This is a genomic window from Microbacterium paraoxydans (assembly GCF_900105335.1).
Taxonomy (GTDB): Bacteria; Actinomycetota; Actinomycetes; order Actinomycetales; family Microbacteriaceae; genus Microbacterium; species Microbacterium paraoxydans.
Genome location: NZ_LT629770.1, coordinates 1,517,515 through 1,538,582, shown reverse-complemented (window position 1 = coordinate 1,538,582; position 21,068 = coordinate 1,517,515). Strand labels below are relative to the sequence as shown.

The following is a 21,068-nucleotide window of genomic DNA, read 5'->3' as shown; positions in this document are numbered from 1 at the left end:
GCGCTTTCCCGAATCCTTCACGAAGATGTCGAGGACCCCATGTCGTCTGCCCCCTCCGCGACCATGACCCTGGCGCTGGCCGCCGATCGTCCCGAGCCTCCGGGCATCGTCCGCTGGTGGAGCCGCCACTGGCATCCGCTCGTCTTCGTGCTCGCGGTGCTCGCGCTCTGGTGGGTCTCCACGAGCCTCGGGTGGGTGCCGGCGTTCATCATCCCGTCGCCGGCCGACACCTGGGCCGCCTTCACCGACAACGCCGCCTACCTCGCGCAGAACACCTGGGTCACCACTTACGAGACCGTGATCGGATTCGTCATCGCGGTCGTCGTCGGCGTCCTCGTCGCCGTGCTCATGGTCTACTCGCGGGGCCTGGAGCAGACGCTCTATCCCGTCATCCTCTTCGCGCAGGTCATCCCGAAGATCGCGATCGCCCCGCTGTTCGTCGTGTGGCTCGGGTTCGGGGCGGAGCCGAAGATCCTCGTGGCCGTGCTCATGGCGTTCTTCCCCGTCGTCATCTCGGGCCTCGCGGGTCTGCGCACCGTCGACCCGGAGATCCTCCAGCTCGCGTCGACCATGGGAGCGAGCCGCTTCAAGACCTTCCTCAAGGTGCGGCTGCCCGCGGCGCTGCCCGAGCTCCTCTCCGGCCTCAAGGTCGCCGCGACGCTCGCGGTCACCGGTGCCGTCGTCGGCGAGTTCGTCGGCGCGAACGAGGGCCTCGGGTACGTGATCCTCCAGGCCAACGGCAACCTCGACACCGCCATGCTCTTCGCCGCGCTCATCATCATGTCGCTGCTCGGCGTCATCCTCTTCGGCATCATCCAGATCGCCGAGCGCTTCCTCATCCCGTGGCACGCCTCCAAGCGCGACGTCGCCGCGGCCACCGTCCGACTCTGACCCCCCTCGCCCCCACGAAAGAAGGCACTGATGAAGAAGTCAGGCACCATCCTCAGCTCGATCGCCCTCGCGTCCGCCGCGGTGCTCGCCCTCTCCGGCTGCGGAGGATCGACGGCCCCGGCGAGCTCCGGCGACGGTGACGGCGGCGAGCTCACGCCGGTCACCCTCATGCTCAACTGGTACCCGTACGGCGAGCACGCCGCGTTCTACTACGGCGTCGACCAGGGCATCTTCGAGGAGCACGGCATCGACCTCACGATCAAGGCCGGCCAGGGCTCGACGAAGACCGCGCAGGCCGTCGGGCAGGGGCAGGTCGACTTCGGCTGGGCGGACACCCCGGCCGTCCTCGCGAACATCGACAAGGGCGTCGGCATCAAGAGCGTCGGCGTCTTCCTGCAGACCACGCCGTCGGCCGTCCAGGTCTTCGCCGACTCCGGCATCTCCAGCCCGGAAGACCTCAAGGGCAAGACCATCGCGGTCTCCGCGGGAGACGCCCCGACCACGACCTTCCCGATGTACCTCGAGGCCGTGGGCCTGGAGGAGGGCGACGTGACCCAGCAGAACCTCGACGCCGCGGGCAAGATCGCCGCCATGCTGTCCGGGAAGGTCGACGGGCTCATCGGCTTCGCGCACGACCAGGGCCCGACCATCGCCGACAAGAGCGGCAAGGACGTCGAGTACCTGCGCTACTCCGACGCCGGCCTGAACTTCTTCAGCAACGGCCTCATCGCGCCCACCGACACCATCGAGAACGACCCGGAGCTCGTCGAGGCGCTGGTCGCGGCGACCTCCGAGGCCTTCGAGGCCGCGCAGGAGGACCCCGAGGCGGCGGTGGCCGCGATGGAGGGCAAGGACCCGCAGATGCCGTCGCAGGAGGTCCTGCTGCACCAGTGGGAGGAGACCATCGAGCTGCTCCACACCGACGCCACCGAGGGCCAGGCTCCCGGCGCGAACGCCACCGAGGACTGGGAGTCCACGCTGGAGGTCCTGTCCGAGGCCGGGCTCATCTCGGGCGACGGCGACGTGGAGACGTACTTCGACGACGCCTTCACCCCCGGGAAGTGAGACCGATCGTCATGGACACTCACGTTCAGCAGGAACGCGGACCCGCGGCCACGAGCACCGCTCCGGCGCTCGAGGTCTCTGATCTCGCGATCACCTTCGCCTCCAAGCGGCGCCAGGTCACGGCTCTCGAGGGCGTCGACCTGCGCGTCGAGGAGGGGGAGTTCCTCTCCATCGCCGGGCCCTCGGGATGCGGCAAGTCGACGCTCCTGAAGGCCGTGGCGGGACTCACCGCTCCGAGCCGCGGCAGCATCCGCCTGCGCGGCGACGAGGTCCGCGGTCCGCGGCAGGATATCGGCTACGTGTTCCAGCGGGCGGCGCTCCTGGAATGGCGCAGCGTCCGCGGCAACATCCTCCTGCAGGCCGAGATGCGCGGGATGGACATGCGCAAGGCCCAGGCCCGTGCCGACGAGCTCATCGAGATGACCGGGCTCACCGGCTTCGAGAAGTCGCTGCCGCACGAGCTCTCCGGCGGTATGCAGCAGCGGGTGTCGCTGTGCCGCGCGCTGCTGCACGAGCCGCGGGTGCTGCTCATGGACGAGCCGTTCGGTGCCCTCGACGCCCTCACGCGCGAGCGCATGAACGTCGAGCTCAACCGGATCTGGAGCGCCACCGGCACGACCGTGCTGCTCGTCACCCACTCGGTCGCGGAGGCGGTCTACCTCGCCAGTCGCGTGATCGTGATGGGGCCGCGACCCGGGCGGATCCTGGAAGAGCACCGCGTCGACCTCCCGGCCCGCCGCGGCTACGCCGATGTTCTGGAGACGGAGGAGTTCCACCGCGTCTCCAGCCGCGTCCGAGAGCTCCTCGGCTCCTCCACCGACGCCGACTGACCCCCCGTCCGTCCCCGCCCCCGTCCGTCCCCCGCCCCCGCCCCCGTCCGTCCCTCGCCCGCGTGCAGGATCAAAACCGCCCCTCCCCAGCGTCCCCCGGGCCCGTTTTCGATCCCGCGGCAGGGGCAGTCAGCGGAGCGGGATCGAAAAGGTCCCTCCGAGTTCCCCGGCGAGCCCGTTTTCGATCCCGCAAGAGCAGCGGCAGACGGACCGGCGCCGACGGCCTGTTCTCGATCCCGCCACGGGCTTCGCGCGTTCCATCCCCCACGTCCCGGCTAGCGGGATCAACAGCGTCCCTCCCCGATGTCTGGTGGGCCCGTTTTTGATCCCGTCGCGGGCTCGTTCGTTCCGAGCCGCAGGGTGGGATCGAAAACTCCCCCCGGCGGCGACCGAGGGGAGCGGTTTCGATCCCGCAGCACGCCCGGGAGGCGGCGCCCAGGGAGGGAGGATCAGTCGCCGAGGGCGACGGATACGACGGCGCGGGCCTCGGCCTGCACCTCGGCGAGATGCTCCGGGCCCCGCAGGCTCTCGGCGTAGAGCTTGTAGACGTCTTCGGTTCCGGACGGCCGCGCGGCGAACCAGGCGTGCGGAGTCTGCACCTTGAGGCCGCCGATCGCCGCACCGTTGCCGGGGGCGTGCGAGAGCTTCGCGATGATGTCCTCGCCGGCGAGGGTGGTCGCGGTCACCGACTCCGGGGCGAGCTTGCCGAGCGTCGCCTTCTGCTCGGGGGTCGCGGGGGCGTCGACGCGCTGATAGGCGGAGGCGCCGAAGGCGTCCTCCAGTTCCGCGTAGCGCTGCGACGGGGTCTTGCCGGTCACCGCGAGGATCTCGGCCGCCAGCAGGCAGAGGAGGATGCCATCCTTGTCGGTGGACCACACGGAGCCGTCGTGTCGGAGGAACGAGGCCCCCGCCGACTCCTCGCCACCGAACGCCACGGAGCCGTCGAGCAGTCCGGGCACGAACCACTTGAAGCCGACCGGAACCTCGAGCAGACGCCGCCCGAGCGACTCGGCCACGCGGTCGATGATCATCGACGACACCAGCGTCTTGCCGACCGCGGCCTCACGCGGCCAGTGCTCCCGGTGCGAGAAGAGGTAGTCGATGGCGACGGCGAGGAAGTGGTTCGGGTTCATGAGCCCGGCGTCGGGGGTGACGATTCCGTGCCGGTCCGCGTCAGCGTCGTTCCCGGTGAGGATGTCGTAGTCGCCCTTCTTCGCCACGAGCGATGCCATGGCCGACGGGGACGACGGGTCCATCCGGATCTTCTCGTCCCAGTCCAGGGTCATGAAGCGCCAGGTGGGGTCGACCTCGGGGTTGACGACCGTGAGATCGAGGTCGTGCATCTCGGCGATCAGCGACCAGTACTCCACCGAGGCGCCACCCAGCGGGTCCGCGCCGATACGCACGCCGGCGCGGCGGATCGCCTCGATGTCGATGATCGACGGGAGGTCGCGCACATAGGCGTCGCGGAAGTCGTATCCGGTGATCGCGTCCCAGTCCACGTCGGCGAAGCGCTCGCGGCGCACCTCGGTCAGGCCGTCGGCGATGAGCTGGTTGGCGCGGTCGGCGATCCAGCCGGTCGCATCGGTGTCGGCGGGACCGCCGTGGGGCGGGTTGTACTTGAAGCCGCCGTCGCGAGGCGGGTTGTGCGAGGGGGTCACGACGACGCCGTCTGCGCGACCTGGGTCGTCGGCGGCGCGGTCGCGGTTATAGGTGAGGATCGCGTGGCTCAGCGCGGGGGTCGGTACCCAGGAGTCCCGGGCGTCGACGCGTACGTCCACCCCGTTCGCGAGCAGGACCTCGATGGCGCTGCGCTCCGCCGGGAGGGACAGCGCGTGAGTGTCGCGCCCGAGGAAGAGCGGACCGGTGATGCCCTGCGCTGCGCGGTAGTCGACGATGGCCTGCGTCGTGGCGAGGATGTGGTTCTCGTTGAAGCTCTTCGTGAGCGACGAGCCGCGGTGCCCGCTGGTGCCGAACAAGACCCGCTCGCTCGCGACATCCGGATTCGGCACGCGGTCGTAGTAGGCGGCGATCAGCTCGTCGACGTCGATCAGGTCACTTTCCTCCGCGGGGAGGCCGGCACGGCTGCTCATGCTCTCAGTCTGCCTCGTGAGGCGGATGCTCGCATCCGCCTTGACATGCGGGATCGCGATGAGTCACCGAGGGATAGGCTGAACGCCGTGACTGCACGCCGCACCTACAGCTACCTCGGACCGGCCGGAACCTTCACGGAGGCGGCGCTCGACCAGGTGGCCGAAGCCAGGGGGCAGGACTGGCGACCGGTGCACAACGTGGGCGAGGCGCTCGCGGACGTCCTCGAAGGACGCAGCGACGCAGCCATGATCGCGATCGAGAACTCCATCGAGGGCGGGGTCTCCACCACCCAGGACGCACTGGCGACGCTGCCGGGGCTCCGGATCATCGGCGAGTACCTGGTGCGGGTGAACTTCGTCCTCGTCGCGCCGCGCGGCACCACTCTCGACCAGGTCGAGGTCATCGCCGCGCACCCCGTCGCCTACGCGCAGTGCCACGGCTGGCTCGGCGAACACCTCCCGACCCACTCACATGTGCCGGCGGCGAGCAACGTGGCGTCGGCCATCGGCGTCCTCGACGGCACCTCGCCCGCACAGGCCGCGATCGCCGCTCCCGGCATCGTGCAGCACTACGACGTTGACGTGCTCGCCGAGGGCATCGGCGACAACGCGGCGGCCGTGACCCGGTTCGTCCTCGTCACCCGCACCACGCGTTCGCCTGCGCCGACCGGTGCCGACAAGACCTCGCTGATCGTCGAGCTCCCGCACGACCACCCTGGTTCGCTCCTCGAGATGCTGGAGCAGTTCTCGACGCGCGGCATCAACCTCTCTCTCATCGAGTCCCGGCCCATCGGCGACGAACTCGGCCGGTACCGGTTCGTGATCGACGCGGACGGTCACATCGAGCACGAGCGGATGGCCGACGCCCTGCTCGGGATCCGCCGCTTCAGCCCCCGCGTGGTGTTCCTCGGGTCGTACCCGCGCGCCGACCGGCAGATCGTGCAGTATCCCGACCGCTACTCCGACGAGGTCTTCATCGAGGCCCGCGACTGGCTCCGCGGCATCCTCTCCGGCGAACCCGAGTCCTGACCCGCCCGCACGCGCGTGCCTCCCGGGTAGCGGGATCGATAACGCACGTTCCCGTACCGGCCCGCGCACCATTCTCATCCGGCATGCGGTGGCCCCGGGTAGCGGGATCGATAACGCGCGTTCGCCGCACGCGCGCCCCGCCGCCGCGATCTCCGACCGCAGCAGTCTCGCGGGATCAGAAGTGCATCTCGTACCGGCTCGGGAGGTGCTGTTTCGATCCCGCACGACGAGGAGCGGGTCAGTGCTCCTGGAATCGCGGCCAGGCGCTCCCCGGCAGCATACGGGCGTGCAGCGCGCCCTTCGCGGAGGCGAGGCTGGGATAGGTTCCGGCCGCCGCATCCGCCCCCGCCATGGTCACCACATAGCCGTTCTCATCGTGGCGGATGCTTCCCACCACACCGTTCGTCCCGTACGCGACCCAGAGTGCGAGTGTCTTGGTGCTCATCGTCGAACCCCTCTCTCTGCCGCCGAGGCTACGCCTCCGTGACATCCGGGGCCAGTCCCTCCCCGGGAGTGGGGGGCGGGATCAATGCCCGTCCCCGAGCAGGACTCAACCCCGGATGCCCTGGCGAACCGTGAGCGCACGGCGCACACGGGCGGCGAGGGCAGCGCCACCGTCGCGCAGATCGAGCTCGGTGACGCGGATCACGAGCCATCCGTGATCTTCGAGGTCGCGCTGACGCCGAATGTCGATCCGCCATTGATCACGGTCCGTCCGATGGCCATCGCCCTCGTACTCGATGGCGATGCGGCATTCGGGGTAGGCGAGGTCGACCCGGGCGAGGAAGCGGCCGTCCACGGAGACGACGTGCTGGATCGCGGGCTCCGGGAGGCCGAAGCTGCGGAGGAGCAGACGCGTCTCGGTCTCTTTCGGCGATTCGACGCCCGGGCGCGCGAGAGGCAGCGCATCGCGTATGCGACCGCACCCGGGGAACCGCCCCCATCGCGTCAGCTGTCGGTCGATGCTCTCGGTGGTGGCGACGGGCCGACCCGTCCGCAGTCCCGGATAGGCGTCGGACGAGGTGAGCAGGGCATCGAGCGCGACGACCATCGGCACGGATACGAACTCCCGCGCGCAGAGGAAGAGTGCGCTGACCGGATCGATCGTCGGCACGCCGTGGACGTGCCATGTGTCTGCCCTCCCCGGAGCGATGCGACGTCCGTGGACGCCGATCGTCCGGGGTGGCGAGGTCCCGGTGTGCACGGCGACGTCGAGGGGCTCATCGGGGGCCCATCGGACGGGCGCGGGAAGCCCCCACAGCCGGAGGGCCGTGCGTCCGGCGAACGCCTGGCCATCACGGAGGCGCGGAAGGTACGCGGCGACTTGATCGTCGAACGTGGCGGGCTCAATCGCGGACCGCACCCCGGCGAACGGCCGCGCGAGGTCTCGGCTGGAGTACCTCTTCCGCCCGACTCCGATGGCAGCGGCGTCACGGACGGCGAAATGAGGGCCGAGGTCGGTCGGGAGGGGCACACGGTGTCGCATCCGTCCATGCTGTCCGTGCACGATCGGCGTCCCGACGGATGATCCTCCTCCGCCCGGCTCTTGTGGACAACTCGAGCGCACCTGCGATTGTGGCGGAGGTCCTGCTCTCGCGCCGGATCAGAAGTGGCCCTTCAATCGTGGCCGAAGGCACGTTTTCCGTCCCGCATGCCGGCGGGATCAGAAAGGTGCTGCGGGAGGCGCGCCGGGGACCGTTATCGATCCCGCACCACGTGACGCACCGGATGCGGGATCAGAAACGTGCCGCCCGGGTCGCGTGGGGGAGCGTTAGTGATCCCGCCACGGAACGCGCACGCGCCCGCGACGGCACGCGCCCGCGACGGAACGTGCACGCGCCCGCGCTCGCGCCGGGTCACGCGCCCGCGCTCGCGCCGGGTCACGCCCCCGCGACGAGCTCCAGCGTCTGAGCGCGCCCCGCGGCCGAGTCCTTCGGCTCCGCGTCGTAGGCACCGGCGACGGGGGAGAGCATGACCTCGTCCACCCCGTAGGTCGACGCGAACGAGCGCACCTCGGCGGCGACGGACTCCCCGGTGCCGACGAACCACCGCGACCGCGCGGCCTCGACCACCTGATCGGTGGCGGCGTCGTGCTCCGCGGCGAGGGCCTGCTCGACGGTCTCCAGCGCGACGAGCGGCTGGTTGAGTCGGAGTCGCGCCATCATCCGCAGCTGCGGCAGGGCGCGGGCCTCGGCCTCCTCCGCCGTCGGGGCGGCGACGGCGTTCACGGTGAGGAAGGTCCGCGGCTCCGGGTGCTCCTCGCTCGGACGGTAGTTCGTGCGGTAGAGGTCGAGGGCGCGTTCCAGGCCCTGTCCGGAGAAGTGGTTCGCGAACACGTACGGCAGGCCGAGGGAGGCGGCGAGCTGCGCGGAGTAGTCGCTCGACCCCAGCAGCCACACCTCGGGCACCCCGGTCGCGGCGGGGGTCGCCCGCACGGTGTACTCCCCGCCGGAGGTGAAGCGCACCGTGGCGCCGTCGGTGGTGAAGAGCGCCGCGATGTCCTGCACGTGGCGGGGGAACTGCTCCACGTCGCTCGTCGTCCCTGACCCGCGGAGGAGCTGGGTGATCACGGGGTCGCTGCCCGGCGCGCGGCCGAGGCCCAGGTCGATGCGGCCGGGGGCGATGGCCTCGAGGGCGGCGAACTGTTCGGCCACGATCAGCGGCGCGTGGTTCGGCAGCATCACGCCGCCGGAGCCGAGGCGGATGCGCGACGTGCGCGTGGCGGCGGCCGCGATGAGGACCGGAGGCGTGGTCGACGCGACCGCGGGCATGTTGTGGTGCTCGGCGAACCAGTACCGGCGATAGCCGAGCCGGTCGGCGGTCGCGGCGAGGGAGAGGGAGGCGGTGATGGCCTCGGCACTGGTCTGGCCGGAGCGGACCGGCACGAGGTCGAGGACGGAGAGGGCGACGTCGTTCATCTCCGGATGCAACCTCGGCGGCCGCTCCGGCATTCCCTACGCGGCGAGGCGCGAGGCGGGGGCGAGCGCGTCCGCGAGCGCGTTCCTGGCGAGACGGTAGCGGATGAGCCAGGCGGCGCTGAAGCTCTGCTCCGGCAGGTCGTACAGCGCCGCGCGGTCGTCCGTCGGCAGCCCCTCCCGCGCGGCTTCGCGCAGGAGGTCGTCGCGGGTCGCCGGGTACTCCATGTCGGCGAGGAACCGGTCGAGGGTCGAGGAGAGTGCCATGGTTCGTCCTTTCCGTGAGAAGAGAGGAGAGCGGCCGGGGCGGTGCCGCAGCACCGCCCCGGGGTGATCAGGCGTCGATCGCCTGGCGCTGTTCGCCGGACTCGACAGTGATCTTGCGCGGCTTCGCCCGTTCGCTGACGGGGATCACGACCGACAGGACACCGCTCTCGTACGAGGCGCTGATGTTGTCGAGGTCCACTCCGTCGCCGAGCGAGAACTGGCGCAGGAACGATCCGGCGCCGCGCTCGCGGGCGAGCCACCGCACGCCTTCGCGGGTGTCGGCCGTGCGCTGGGCGCGGATCGTGAGCTGCCCGCCGTCCAGGTCGACGTCGATGGAGCCGGGGTCGGCGCCGGGGAGGTCGGCGTGCAGGATGTAGCGGTCCCCGTCGCGGTACAGGTCCACCGGCATCGACCGGGGCGCGCGCACGGAGTCCAGGACGCTCGCGGCGAAGCGGTCGAGCTGGCTGAAGGGATCGAAGGTCAGTGCCATGAGGTGTCTCCTTTCGTGCGGCCCTGCAAGGGCTGAGGTGTTGTGCAGATTATCTGCACCTGAGGTATAGATTTGTTATAGAACACACGCAGGAATCTTCGCAACCCCGATCCGGAGACGAGGACATTCATGACCGCACGCGACTCGCGCACCCCGCTCTACGGCATCGCCGTGGCCGCGCAGCTCGTCGACCTGCCCGAGGCGACGATCCGGCTCTTCGAGAGCAAGGGCCTCCTCGCGCCGGCCCGGAGCGACGGCGGCACGCGCCGGTACAGCGACGACGACATCACCCGCCTGCGCCGCGCGGCCGAGCTCCGCGGCGACGGCATCAACATCGCCGGGATCGCGCGGGTCCTCGACCTGCAGGATGAGAACGCGGGCCTCCGGGAGGCTCTCGATGCGGAGGCGCCGGAGCGCGTGCGCTCCGCCCGCGACTGACGCCCGGCGGACAGGGGGCGCCGACGACGCCGCTACGCTTTCCGCATGGAAGCCGGGATCTTCTACGTCCTCGTCGGAGCTGTCGCCGTGGCGGCCGTCGCGCGGTCGCGGGGGTGGCCGGCCCCGCTGCTCGTGACCGTCGTGGCGCTCGCCGCCTCGTTCCTGCCGTTCGTGCCGGAGCTGGAGATCGACGGGCACCTGCTGCTCGGGCTCGTGCTGCCTCCGCTGCTGTATTCCGCCGCCCTCGACGTGTCCTTCGTCGGGTTCAAGCGCAGCCTGCCGCAGATCCGCCGTCTCGGGATCTGGCTGGTGCTGCTCACCGCGTTCGCCGTCGGACTCGTGGCCTGGTGGATCCTGCCGTCGCTCACGCTGCCCGGCGCGTTGCTGCTCGGAGCCATCGTCGCCCCGCCGGATGCGGTGTCGGCGGCGGCGATCGGCCGTCGTCTCGGTCTGCCCCGCCGCATCATGACGGTGCTGTCCGGGGAGAGCCTCATCAACGACGCGACCTCGCTCACGCTCTACCGGGTGTTCGCCGCCATCCTCGCCGGGGCGACGGTGTCGATCTGGGATGGCATCGGGCAGTTCCTCCTGGCCGTCGGTGTGGGGGTGGGCATCGGGCTCGTCTTCGGGATCGTCCTGCATCAGCTCCGGATGCGCATCGGCGACCCGGTGGTGATCGGCACCTTCGGTCTGCTCGCCCCGTTCGGCGCGTACAACATCGCGGAGCACCTGCTCGGCTCCGGCGTCCTCGCCGTCGTGGCCATGGGGCTGTTCGTCGGCTTCAACGCCCCGCGCACCGACTACACGACCCGGCAGCAGGAGGCGCCGCTGTGGCTGTCGGCCGACCTGCTGCTGGAGAGCTTCGTGTTCGCCTACATCGGCCTCCAGTTCCCGCGGGTGCTCAGCGATCTCGGCAGCGAGTCGGTGGGGCACATCCTCCTGCTCTCCGGCGCCGTGCTGCTCGTGGTGCTCGTCGTGCGGCCGCTCTACATCTACCCGATCAGCGCGTGGTCGAACTTCCAGGACCGTCGCCGGCTCGCCCGCATGGATCGCGGCATCGCATCCGGGGAGTTCGACGAACGGCGACGGCGGTCCCGGCGGTGGCGTGATCAGAGCACGGATGAGCTGCGGACGCAGATCGTCCGGGAGCGCATGGCGGGCCTTCAGCTCACGTGGAAGGACAACGCCGTCATCTCCTGGGCGGGTATGCGTGGCGTGGTGACCCTGGCGATCGCGGTGGCCGCCGCGGATCTGGCCGGGCTCGACACCGAGGCCGCGCACGCCATCGTCGTCGTCGCCTTCATCGTCACGGTGGGCACGCTCCTGCTGCAGGGGCTCACACTGCCGCTGCTCATCCGCCGTCTGGAGATCGCGGGGGACGAGGAGCACGAGGAGGACGTCGCGGCGCTGGAGATGGTCAAGGCCAAGAGCCGCGAGGCCGGCAAGGCGTACCTCGCCGAGAAGCGCCGGGAGTGGGAGCAGAAGCACGGCGAGGTCGACCTCGGCATGTTCGATGCCTTCACCAAGCGCATGACCCGGGTGGAGAAGGACACCGACGACGCGCAGCAGGTCGAGGACACCGTCGCCCGCCCGTCCTACGACGACCTCGTCGCGCTGACCAAGGGATGGCTGCAGGTGCGGCGGGAGATCCTCGTCGCGGAGCGGGACGCCGGCGAGCTCGACGAGGAGGTCATGCGGGAGCTGCTGGCCGCGATGGACGCCGAGGAACTGGCACTCGACACCCGCGGCGCGACCCGCCCCCTGAGCCGCAACTGACCCCTCCCTCCCCTCGACCCACCCCCTTCCGGTCGACCCACCCCTTTCCGCCCGTGCGTAAAGGGCCGGGACGCACGCAAAGGGGTGGGTCGGCGGGGGAGGGGAAGGGGGACACGCAGAGCGCCCCACCTCCTGGATGAAGGAAGTGGGGCGCTCTCGAGGAGACCGGGTCAGCGTGCCCCGGCGGGCTCCGGGGTGGAGGCGGCGTCGGCCTCGGGGGTGTCGTCGCCGGAGTCGTCGGCGAAGGGCAGGCCCTCGCGAGGTGCGTTGTAGAGCTCCTCGTTCAGGATGCCTTCACGCTTCGCGACGATCGCGGGGACGAGCGCCTGACCGGCGACGTTCACGGCCGTGCGGCCCATGTCGAGGATCGGGTCGATCGCGAGCAGCAGACCGACGCCCTCGAGCGGGAGCCCCAGGGTGGACAGCGTCAGCGTGAGCATGACGACCGCGCCCGTGGTGCCCGCGGTGGCGGCGGAACCGACGACCGAGACGATCACGATCAGCAGGTACTGCACGAAGTTCAGCTCGATGCCGAAGAACTGCGCGACGAAGATCGCGGCGATGGCCGGGTAGATCGCTGCGCAGCCGTCCATCTTCGTCGTCGCGCCCAGCGGCACGGCGAACGAGGCGTAGGAGCGGGGCACACCGAGGTTGCGCTCGGTCACGCGCTCCGTGAGGGGGAGCGTGCCGATGGAGGAGCGGCTCACGAAGGCGAGCTGCACCGCCGGCCACACACCCGAGAAGTACTGCTTGATGGAGAGGCCGTGCGTGCGCACCAGGATCGGGTACACGACGAACAGCACGAGCGCGAGGCCGATGTAGACCGCGGCCGCGAACCAGCCGAGCGACGCCAGCTTCTCCCAGCCGTACTTGATGACGGCGGAGCCGATGAGGCCGAACGTGCCGAGCGGGGCGATGCGGATGATCCACCACAGCACGCGCTGGATGACCTTGAGCAGGGACTCGGTGAAGACGAGGAACGGCTCCGCCTTCTTGCCGGCCTTGAGTGCCGCGATGCCGACGACGGCCGCGACCACGATGACCTGCAGGATGTTGAAGCCGACGCTCGAGGTGAACGCGCCCTCGGTGGCTCCGGGGGAGGTGCTGACGGTCAGCCCGAGGAAGTTCTGCGGGATGAGGCCGAGGAGGAAGTTCCACCAGGTGCCGACGGTGTACGGCTCGCCCGGCTCCAGGCCCTCGCCGGCGCGGCTGCCCGGCTGGATCACGAGGCCGAGGACGATGCCGATGATGACCGCGATGAAGGCGGTGATCGCGAACCAGAGGATCGTCTGCCCGGCGAGGCGGGCGGCGTTCTGCACGCGACGGAGGTTCGAGATGCTCGCGACGATCGCGGTGAAGATCAGCGGGACGACAGCCGCGCGGAGCAGCGTGACGTACGAGCTGCCGATCGTGTCGAGGGTGGCCGACAGGGCGGTCGGATTCTCGGCCGTGGCGCCGAGCTGGCGGCCGATCAGACCGGCGGCGATGCCGAGGACGAGGGCGGCGATGATCTGGAAGCCGAACGAGGTCAGCAGCTTCCGGACCGGCCCGCGGGTGTCTGGCGCCTTCTGGGCGCGTGCGGTGGTGCTCATTGAGGTGGGGACTCCAGAATCGCGGCGCGCCGGGTGCACGCCATGAGGCTCAACGCTAGGAGAGCCTGAGAATTCCCTGGGCGGATGTGACGAAGGATGACGGCCGCCCTCCCAGGCCGTCACCCTTCGCTGCGTGCCGCCCTCAGGGCGTGACGCAGTCCTGGAGGTTGTCCTGGATGATCTGGGTCGTGAGGGCCTTGTCGGCCTCGTCCCGCTGCTTGTCCTCGCCGTCGGCGATGTAGCCGAGCGTCTCGTCGCTGAGGTCGGAGTCGACCAGGGCTTCAGCCAGGCAGGTGGCGGCGTCGTCGGTCATGGCCTCCTCCTGCGGGGTGCCCTCGAAGACCTTCTGGATGCCGTCGGCGACCTCGTCGACCGAGGGGCGGCTCTCTCCCGCGCAGGCGGCGAGGGAGAAGGCGAGGGCAGCGGCCGGGACGATCGCCAGGAGGCGGAGGCCGCGACGCGAGGGGATGCGGGTGCTGATCATGAGACGACGGTACCCACTCACAGCCGACTCATAGAAGGGGCTTGCATTCCCGTGCGCGACCGTGCTCGCCCTCCCGCCGAGTCACCCCCTTTCGTGCGCTCCGGCCCCCTGCGTGCGTCCGTAAGAGGCCGGGGCGCGCGGAAGGGGGTGGGTCGACAGGGGTCAGCGATCAGCGAGGACGAGGAGGTCGCCGACCTCGCAGTCGAGCGCCTCGCAGATGGCCCGCAGCGTGGAGTAGCGGATCGCGCGGGCGCGGTCGTTCTTCAGCACGGACAGGTTCACGATGCTGACGCCGACGGCGGCGCTCAGCTCCGTCAGCGTCATCCCGCGGGCGGCCAGCAGCTCGTCCAGACGGCAGTGGATGCCCGTGAACTCGTCGTCGCTCTCCGCCGGGCTCACACCAGCCCCTCCGTCTCGCGCTCCAGGGCGGCCCGCTCCTGCTCCACGCGCATGCCCTGACGGAAGACCGCGGCGAGGGCGAGGAGGCCGAGCGCCGCGGCGAACGGCAGCGGCGTGACGGTGAGCCAGTAGGTGTGCGGGTACCAGGTGCTGTCCGCCGGCAGGGCCTCCCGCAGCCCGATGGTGGCGGCGATGCCGCTCAGGAGATCGGAGAGTACGCCCAGCACCGCGAACGCGATCGCACCCCCGACGAGGGCGCGGGTCACCGTGCGGGAGAACGCGCGGCCGCGGAGGGTGTGGAAGCAGATGAGTGCGAGGATCACCGCGGGGATCGTCGTGAGCGCGAGGGTGCTGAGCTGCGCGGCCGCGGCGAGGAGGCGCAGCCCGAGCGAGGCGTTGCCCACCGTGAAGTCCGACAGCTCCGTGCCGCTGCAGGTGAGCATGGTCGTCGTGCTGTCGCCGTACTCCGAGCACGGGAGGTTCGAGGGCCAGTCGAGGAAGACGATCGTCCGGCCGTGCAGCTCCGCCCAGTCCACCGCGAACGCCTTGATGATGAACGACACCGCCCCCAGCGCGGAGAGCGTGATCCACCACCCGGACAACGTGAGCGCCGCGTCGAGGGCGACTGTGCGGCTGCCACGGCGGCGGCTGTTCCAGACGACGAGGGCGACGACGGCCGCACAGACCGCGAGCGCGATCCCGATGTTGAGCAGAGACGGCCAGACGGCCTCCGAACCGAACGAGATCATCAGACCAGTCCCTCCGTCTCCTTCTCCAGCACGACCTTCTCCTGTTGCAGCCGGATGCCGCGACGGAAGGCGACGGCGATGAGGCCGACGGTGACCCCGGTGGCGAAGATCGGCGCGATCGCCCAGAACTCGATCGGGTGCACGGGTTCCCCGTCGCCGAGGCCGAGCGCCGCGGTCACGCCGTTGCGTCCCATCGTCTCGAGCATCACGATCGCCATCGGCGCGAGCACCAGTGTCCAGCCGATCACGTCGAAGGCGCGCGCATTGCCCGCCACGAAGAACCGTCCGCGGAGGAAGTTCCAGGCGACGAGCGTGACCGCGCCGATGACGGCGACGGCGGCCAGAGCCCACAGCGCGATGGCAGCGACGATGGCGGCGATCGACACGCCGTTCACCCCCGTCGCGAAGACCATCGCCTCCTGCGCGATGCCCTCGATCGAGATCTGCCCGGAGTCGGTGGTCGCCGAGATCGGCTGCTCGTCGATGGGGAGCGACCACGCGATCCCGTCGTCGCGGAAGGTGCTGCCCACGCGGAGCACCGTCGCGATGCCGACGGTCACGAGCGCCGCCGCCGCATAGAGGATGACGGTGATCGCGTCGGCCCGCTCGGAGCGGGTGGTGGTGGCGGCCATCAGACCAGCCCCTCCGTGTCACGCTGCAGGCGGCGGCCGATCGTGAACACGCCCGCCACGAGGGCCAACGCGAAGGCCCACCCGACCGGTGCGAGGTCGAACTGCACGAGCAGCGTCCACAGCACGTCCTCGACCGCGGGGTCGGTCGCGGCCAGATCCTTCACGATCTCGGCCCGGCCGATGCCACCGGCGAGCTGCCCGAACAGCGTGCCCGCCATCAGCAGGCAGGCGGCGACGGCGAACATCCACCCGAGGGAGGCGCGGAACGGCCGGGAGCGGATGAGGGACACGCCCAGCCACCAGACCACGGCGCACAGCGCGACCGTGGCGAGCGCGGGGAGCGCCGTCTCCAGCAGCAGCAGCCAGCGAGCGCCGGTGGGCGGCGCGGTGAGGGTGACGAGGGCGGAGTCGACGGCGGCGCCCTCGATCCCCGCCACGCCGTCGAGGGCGGAGAGGTCGACGTCGTGCACCGGCATCGCGACCGTGGGCGAGGGAGAGAACAGCGCACCGGCGGCCTGGGCGACGGCGACGATGGCGCCGATCCCGACGCTGACGGCGCCGGTGGCGATGAGCCCGAGCGCGATGCCGTCGGCGAGCGAAGGGCGTCTTTCCGTGGCGAGCATGAGCTCCTCCTGAGAGTCGGGGTTTATCGACTTTCGTTAACATAACGACTGTCGATAAACCCGTCAAGGCCTCGCTATGCCCACGGCGAACACGGGCATACCCGCCATTTCTGGTCGTTACTCTCGATGTACAAGCGCTTCATGCGTCTTCGCCCCGTGCGAATAAGGAGTCAACATGTTCGAGAGATTCACGGACCGAGCCCGTCGAGTGGTCGTCCTCGCCCAAGAAGAGGCGAAGATGCTCAACCACAACTACATCGGCACCGAGCACATCCTGCTCGGCCTCATCCACGAGGGCGAGGGCGTCGCAGCCAAGGCGCTGGAGTCGCTCGGCATCTCCCTCGACGCCGTGCGCGAGCAGGTGCAGGACATCATCGGCCAGGGTCAGCAGCAGCCGACCGGCCACATCCCGTTCACGCCGCGCGCCAAGAAGGTGCTCGAGCTGAGCCTCCGCGAGGCCCTGCAGCTCGGTCACAACTACATCGGCACCGAGCACATCCTCCTCGGCCTCATCCGCGAGGGTGAGGGCGTGGCCGCTCAGGTGCTCGTCAAGCTGGGCGCCGACCTCAACAAGGTGCGCCAGCAGGTCATCCAGCTGCTCTCCGGCGCTCCGGGACGCGAGCCCGCGTCCGTCGGCGCGCAGTCCAACGACACCCCTTCGGGTGCGCAGGGCGGCTCGCAGGTGCTCGACCAGTTCGGTCGCAACCTCACGCAGGCCGCGCGCGACAACAAGCTCGACCCGGTGATCGGGCGCGAGAAGGAGGCGGAGCGGGTCATGCAGATCCTCTCCCGTCGCTCCAAGAACAACCCCGTCCTCATCGGCGAGCCCGGCGTCGGCAAGACCGCCGTGGTCGAGGGCCTCGCCCAGGCGATCGTCAAGGGCGATGTGCCCGAGACGCTGAAGGACAAGCAGCTCTACTCGCTCGACCTCGGCTCGCTCATCGCCGGTTCCCGCTACCGCGGTGACTTCGAGGAGCGCCTGAAGAAGGTCACCAAGGAGATCCGCACGCGCGGCGACATCATCGTCTTCATCGACGAGATCCACACCCTCGTGGGTGCGGGTGCCGCCGAGGGCGCGATCGACGCGGCCAGCATCCTCAAGCCGCTGCTCGCCCGCGGTGAGCTCCAGACGATCGGTGCCACCACGCTCGACGAGTACCGCAAGCACTTCGAGAAGGATGCCGCGCTCGAGCGCCGCTTCCAGCCGGTGCAGGTGAACGAGCCGACGCTGCCGCACGCGATCAACATCCTCAAGGGGCTGCGCGACCGCTACGAGGCGCACCACAAGGTGCAGATCACCGACGGCGCGATCGTGGCCGCGGCGAACCTCGCCGACCGCTACGTCTCCGACCGCTTCCTCCCGGACAAGGCCATCGACCTGATCGACGAGGCCGGCGCACGTCTGCGTCTGTCGATCCTGTCCAGCCCGCCCGAGCTGCGCGAGTTCGACGAGAAGATCGCCGCCGTGCGCGAGCAGAAGGAGATCGCCTCCGAGGAGCAGGACTTCGAGAAGGCCGCCTCCCTGCGCGATGAGGAGAAGAGCCTCCTCGCCGAGCGTCTGCGTCTCGAGAAGCAGTGGCGTGCGGGCGACGTCGCGACCCAGGCGGTCGTCGACGAGGGCCTGATCGCCGAGGTGCTCGCCCAGGCGACCGGCATCCCCGTCTTCAAGCTGACGGAGGAGGAGTCCAGCCGACTCGTCTTCATGGAGAAGGCGCTGCACCAGCGCGTCATCGGTCAGGAGGAGGCCATCGCGGCGCTCTCCAAGACCATCCGTCGTCAGCGTGCCGGCCTCAAGGACCCGAAGCGTCCCTCGGGCTCGTTCATCTTCGCCGGCCCCACGGGCGTCGGAAAGACGGAGCTGGCCAAGGCGCTCGCGGAGTTCCTCTTCGATGACGAGGCCGCGCTCATCTCGCTCGACATGAGCGAGTTCGGCGAGAAGCACACCGTCTCGCGGCTGTTCGGTGCCCCTCCTGGGTTCGTCGGCTTCGAAGAGGGCGGCCAGCTCACCGAGAAGGTGCGGCGCAAGCCGTTCAGCGTGGTCCTCTTCGACGAGATCGAGAAGGCGCACCCGGACATCTTCAACTCGCTGCTGCAGATCCTGGAAGAGGGTCGCCTCACCGACGGTCAGGGTCGGATCGTGGACTTCAAGAACACGGTCATCATCATGACCACGAACCTCGGTGCGCGCGACATCGCCGGCGGCCCCGTCGGCTTCCAGATCGAGGGCAACAACGCCACGAGCTACGAGCGGATGAAGGGCAAGGTCAACGAGGAGCTCAAGCGGCACTTCAAGCCCGAGTTCCTCAACCGCGTCGACGACATCATCGTCTTCCCGCAGCTGAGCAAGGACGAGCTGGTGCAGATCGTGGACCTGTTCACGAAGCGCCTCGGCGAGCGTCTGCTCGACCGCGACATGACGATCGAGCTGTCGCAGTCCGCCAAGGAGCGCCTGATCGAGATCGGCTTCGACCCGGCCCTGGGTGCTCGTCCGCTGCGTCGCGCGATGCAGCACGAGATCGAGGACCGTCTGTCGGAGAAGATCCTGCACGGCGAGCTCGACTCGGGTGACCACGTGAAGGTCGACGCGAAGGACGGGGAGTTCCTGTTCGAGCACGGCCCGCGCGGCGAGAAGGTCGCGGTCGGCGTCAACACCGGCGGCGGCGCGATCTCCGGCACGCCCGACCTGGCGATCACCGGCAACGACTGATCCTCGACACGATCACCCGAAGGGGCGGATGCGACAGCATCCGCCCCTTCGTCGTCTCCGCTCCGCCGCCCTCGTGGGCACAACTTCGGAGATGAGAGACGACACGCGGGGCGAGGCTCCCTGGCGCCGGGGTGTCGGCCGGGATCTCCGAAGCTGTGCCGCGTCTGGGAGTCGTCGGGAGGGGCGGGTCCTAGGCTGGTCGGGTGAGCGCGTACATCGTCCGGCCGGCCCGCAGCGCCGACATCGTCAGCATCCGGAACCTGCTCCAGCCGATGGTGGAGCAGCGCATCCTGCTCGGCAAGGACCTCGCCGTGCTGTACGGCGCCGTGCAGGAGTTCGTCGTGGCCGAGGCCGGCGGCGAGCTGATCGGCTGCGGCGCCCTGCACGTGATCTGGGAGGACCTCGGTGAGGTGCGCACCCTGCTCGTCCGCGAGGACTGGCTGCACCACGGCGTCGGGCGGGCCATCGTCGAGCGGCTCGAGGAGAACGCGCGGTCGCTCGGGCTCACCCGCCTGTTCTGCCTCACGTTCGAGGTCGACTTCTTCGGGCGTCGCGGCTTCACCCCGATCGGGGAGCAGGTCGTCGATCCGGACGTGTACTCGCAGCTCCTGCGCAGCGGAGACGCCGGCGTCGAGGAGTTCCTCGACCTCGCGCACGTGAAGCCGAATACGCTCGGCAACACCCGCATGCTCAAGGTGCTCTGAGCCCCGGACCACCGCCTCGCGCATCCCAGGCTCGCGGAGGGGGATCGCTTAACCTGGAGGCATGCCCCGTCACTCCGCCGCCGTGTACCGTCGTCGGCGGCTGGCGGTGCTGCTCGGGCTGATCCTCATCCTCGCGATCGTCGGCGCGTCCGTCTGGCTCCTCATCGCCCGGCCGTGGGCGTCCACGGGCGCGCAGGAGCCGGCACCCGCACCGACCTCCTCCGCCTCTCCCGGACCAACGCCGACCGGTTCTGCCTCCCCGGCCCCCTCGCCGTCCGCCGACGCCACTCCGGCTGTCGTCGCGTGCGAGGCGAAGGACGTCGAGGTGAAGGCCGTGACGGATGCGGAGTCGTACACCGACGGCGCGACGCCGAAGCTCTCCATCTCGCTGACCAACAAGGGCACCAGGGACTGCACGATCGACGTGGGCTCCACGACCCAGGTCTTCACGGTCTCCAGCGGCTCGGACGTGTGGTGGCGTTCGACCGACTGCCAGGAGAACCCGAGCAGCATGATCGCCACGCTCACCGCCGGGTCCACCGTGGTGAGCAAGGAGCCGGTCGTCTGGGATCGCACCCGATCCAGCGTCGAGACCTGCGCGCAGGAGAACCGGCAGCGCGCCCCCGGCGGTGGCTCCTCGTATCACGTGGGCGTGTCCATCGGCGGGTTCCCCAGCGCCACCACCACCCAGATCCTCCTGTTCTGAGAGCCGCGGCCGGTGCTTGTGCTGACAGGGGCCCGGTCTTTGGGATACCATAGAGGTGACTCTCCCGCTATGCGGCAACATGCCATCCCCAGTGGCGTCGAATCACAGCGTCCCCAGCGCTTCGACACCGCCGCTCGAGAGTCCGAGGGCCCTCTCGAGTACCCCAGTCCCCAATGGAGGACTCGAGAGGGCCCCAATCTTTCTCCGGCGCCGCCACGCCGCCCCGATGCCTAAGCTGGAGCCATGGCAGCGAAGAAGGCGAAGTCCGCGAAGAGCGCGAAGAAGAAGCCCGCCCCCGAGGACTTCCGGTCGGAGGCTCTGGCGCTCGCCCTCGAGAAGCAGGACGTCGCCGCCGTCGCCCTCGCGTTGCGCCACGGCACCACCGTCGTCCCGCTCATCAAGCCGGGAGCCCGGGACAACCCGCTCGACAGCGGCGAGGTGTGGACCTACCGGGACCCGAACTCGGGCGACCTCGCTCTGCTGCTCTTCAGCGACGCGAAGAACAAGCCGGCGAACCTGCCGCCGGGCGTCGGCATCTACGACGCGACCTGGCTGCGCGCCTTCCTCTCCGCGCACCCGATCACGACCGTGTTCCTCGACATCGCGGGACCGCACCCGATGCAGGCCGACCCGGTGGAGCTGCTCAAGGCGCTCGACGCCTGACCCGGACGCCCGTCC

General features: G+C 70.0%; 22 protein-coding genes. 10 read left to right on the top strand and 12 right to left on the bottom strand.

Annotated features, from left to right (window positions below; genetic code table 11):
- The first annotated feature begins 39 nt into the window (after positions 1-39).
- The 3 genes from BLU02_RS07790 to BLU02_RS07780 are packed head-to-tail and all read left to right on the top strand — an operon-like array spanning position 40 to position 2,786.
- Positions 40-891: an ABC transporter permease gene (locus tag BLU02_RS07790; protein ID WP_025105461.1), complete on the top strand. Its 852-nt coding sequence runs from the start codon at positions 40-42 to the stop codon at positions 889-891.
- A 30-nt stretch (positions 892-921) separates the two neighbouring features.
- The gene (locus BLU02_RS07785; RefSeq protein ID WP_025105462.1) at positions 922-1,956 is read left to right on the top strand and encodes an ABC transporter substrate-binding protein; all 1,035 of its coding nucleotides are present in this window, start codon (positions 922-924) and stop codon (positions 1,954-1,956) included.
- An 11-nt stretch (positions 1,957-1,967) separates the two neighbouring features.
- A complete protein-coding gene (locus BLU02_RS07780; protein WP_060922883.1) occupies positions 1,968-2,786 on the top strand; it encodes an ABC transporter ATP-binding protein in 819 nt (272 codons plus the stop codon).
- 449 nt (positions 2,787-3,235) lie between these two features.
- Here BLU02_RS07780 and pgm read toward each other — a convergent pair whose 3' ends face one another.
- Positions 3,236-4,879, bottom strand: coding sequence for a phosphoglucomutase (alpha-D-glucose-1,6-bisphosphate-dependent) (pgm, locus tag BLU02_RS07775; RefSeq protein WP_060923519.1), 1,644 nt, complete (start codon positions 4,877-4,879; stop codon positions 3,236-3,238).
- 45 nt (positions 4,880-4,924) lie between these two features.
- Here pgm and pheA point away from each other — a divergent pair, with 45 nt between their 5' ends.
- Positions 4,925-5,908 (top strand): prephenate dehydratase, encoded by a 984-nt coding sequence (pheA, locus tag BLU02_RS07770; RefSeq protein WP_060923520.1) that lies wholly within the window; start codon positions 4,925-4,927, stop codon positions 5,906-5,908.
- Positions 5,909-6,146: 238 nt separating this feature from the next.
- Here pheA and BLU02_RS07765 read toward each other — a convergent pair whose 3' ends face one another.
- From BLU02_RS07765 to BLU02_RS07745, 5 genes are all read right to left on the bottom strand, one after another.
- Positions 6,147-6,353, bottom strand: coding sequence for a hypothetical protein (locus BLU02_RS07765; protein WP_025105466.1), 207 nt, complete (start codon positions 6,351-6,353; stop codon positions 6,147-6,149).
- A gap of 105 nt (positions 6,354-6,458) precedes the next feature.
- Positions 6,459-7,394, bottom strand: coding sequence for a hypothetical protein (locus BLU02_RS07760; RefSeq protein WP_157547032.1), 936 nt, complete (start codon positions 7,392-7,394; stop codon positions 6,459-6,461).
- A gap of 394 nt (positions 7,395-7,788) precedes the next feature.
- Complete coding sequence (locus BLU02_RS07755) at positions 7,789-8,826, bottom strand: LLM class flavin-dependent oxidoreductase (protein ID WP_060922484.1); 1,038 nt, start codon at positions 8,824-8,826, stop codon at positions 7,789-7,791.
- Positions 8,827-8,862: 36 nt separating this feature from the next.
- A complete protein-coding gene (locus tag BLU02_RS07750; protein ID WP_060922485.1) occupies positions 8,863-9,090 on the bottom strand; it encodes a DUF2795 domain-containing protein in 228 nt (75 codons plus the stop codon).
- A 67-nt stretch (positions 9,091-9,157) separates the two neighbouring features.
- The gene (locus BLU02_RS07745) at positions 9,158-9,580 is read right to left on the bottom strand and encodes an Hsp20/alpha crystallin family protein (protein ID WP_060922486.1); all 423 of its coding nucleotides are present in this window, start codon (positions 9,578-9,580) and stop codon (positions 9,158-9,160) included.
- Positions 9,581-9,709: 129 nt separating this feature from the next.
- Here BLU02_RS07745 and BLU02_RS07740 point away from each other — a divergent pair, with 129 nt between their 5' ends.
- Together BLU02_RS07740 and BLU02_RS07735 are read left to right on the top strand one after the other, a co-directional pair.
- Positions 9,710-10,018 (top strand): MerR family transcriptional regulator, encoded by a 309-nt coding sequence (locus BLU02_RS07740; protein WP_060922487.1) that lies wholly within the window; start codon positions 9,710-9,712, stop codon positions 10,016-10,018.
- A gap of 45 nt (positions 10,019-10,063) precedes the next feature.
- On the top strand, positions 10,064-11,794 hold the full coding sequence (locus tag BLU02_RS07735) for a cation:proton antiporter (protein WP_060922488.1): 1,731 nt from the start codon (positions 10,064-10,066) through the stop codon (positions 11,792-11,794).
- A gap of 170 nt (positions 11,795-11,964) precedes the next feature.
- On the opposite strand, the gene BLU02_RS07730 is transcribed toward BLU02_RS07735, so the two are convergent.
- The 6 genes from BLU02_RS07730 to BLU02_RS07705 form a co-directional block, all read right to left on the bottom strand.
- Entirely contained in the window at positions 11,965-13,386 is a 1,422-nt protein-coding gene (locus BLU02_RS07730) for a dicarboxylate/amino acid:cation symporter (protein WP_174521436.1), read from the bottom strand.
- Between the two features lie 142 nt (positions 13,387-13,528).
- Positions 13,529-13,870, bottom strand: coding sequence for a hypothetical protein (locus BLU02_RS07725; RefSeq protein ID WP_025105474.1), 342 nt, complete (start codon positions 13,868-13,870; stop codon positions 13,529-13,531).
- 162 nt (positions 13,871-14,032) lie between these two features.
- Complete coding sequence (locus tag BLU02_RS07720) at positions 14,033-14,269, bottom strand: helix-turn-helix domain-containing protein (protein WP_060922489.1); 237 nt, start codon at positions 14,267-14,269, stop codon at positions 14,033-14,035.
- On the bottom strand, positions 14,266-15,018 hold the full coding sequence (locus BLU02_RS07715; RefSeq protein WP_060922490.1) for a hypothetical protein: 753 nt from the start codon (positions 15,016-15,018) through the stop codon (positions 14,266-14,268). The genes BLU02_RS07720 and BLU02_RS07715 overlap by 4 nt, the downstream gene beginning before the upstream one ends.
- Entirely contained in the window at positions 15,018-15,650 is a 633-nt protein-coding gene (locus BLU02_RS07710; protein ID WP_060922491.1) for a hypothetical protein, read from the bottom strand. The genes BLU02_RS07715 and BLU02_RS07710 overlap by 1 nt, the downstream gene beginning before the upstream one ends.
- Positions 15,650-16,273, bottom strand: a complete 624-nt coding sequence (locus tag BLU02_RS07705) for a hypothetical protein (protein WP_060922492.1) — start codon at positions 16,271-16,273, stop codon at positions 15,650-15,652. Before BLU02_RS07705 ends, BLU02_RS07710 begins: the two co-directional genes overlap by 1 nt.
- Positions 16,274-16,448: 175 nt before the next feature.
- Between BLU02_RS07705 and BLU02_RS07700 the strand changes: the two genes are divergently transcribed.
- The 4 genes from BLU02_RS07700 (at position 16,449) to BLU02_RS07685 (ending at position 21,053) form a co-directional block, all read left to right on the top strand.
- A complete protein-coding gene (locus BLU02_RS07700; RefSeq protein WP_025105479.1) occupies positions 16,449-18,980 on the top strand; it encodes an ATP-dependent Clp protease ATP-binding subunit in 2,532 nt (843 codons plus the stop codon).
- Positions 18,981-19,183: 203 nt separating this feature from the next.
- Positions 19,184-19,684, top strand: coding sequence for an amino-acid N-acetyltransferase (locus tag BLU02_RS07695; RefSeq protein WP_060922493.1), 501 nt, complete (start codon positions 19,184-19,186; stop codon positions 19,682-19,684).
- 61 nt (positions 19,685-19,745) lie between these two features.
- Positions 19,746-20,390 carry a hypothetical protein gene (locus BLU02_RS07690; RefSeq protein WP_060922494.1) on the top strand — a complete coding sequence of 215 codons (645 nt, stop codon included), beginning with the start codon at positions 19,746-19,748 and terminating at the stop codon, positions 20,388-20,390.
- 243 nt (positions 20,391-20,633) lie between these two features.
- The gene (locus BLU02_RS07685) at positions 20,634-21,053 is read left to right on the top strand and encodes a hypothetical protein (RefSeq protein WP_060922495.1); all 420 of its coding nucleotides are present in this window, start codon (positions 20,634-20,636) and stop codon (positions 21,051-21,053) included.
- The last annotated feature ends 15 nt before the right edge of the window (positions 21,054-21,068 follow it).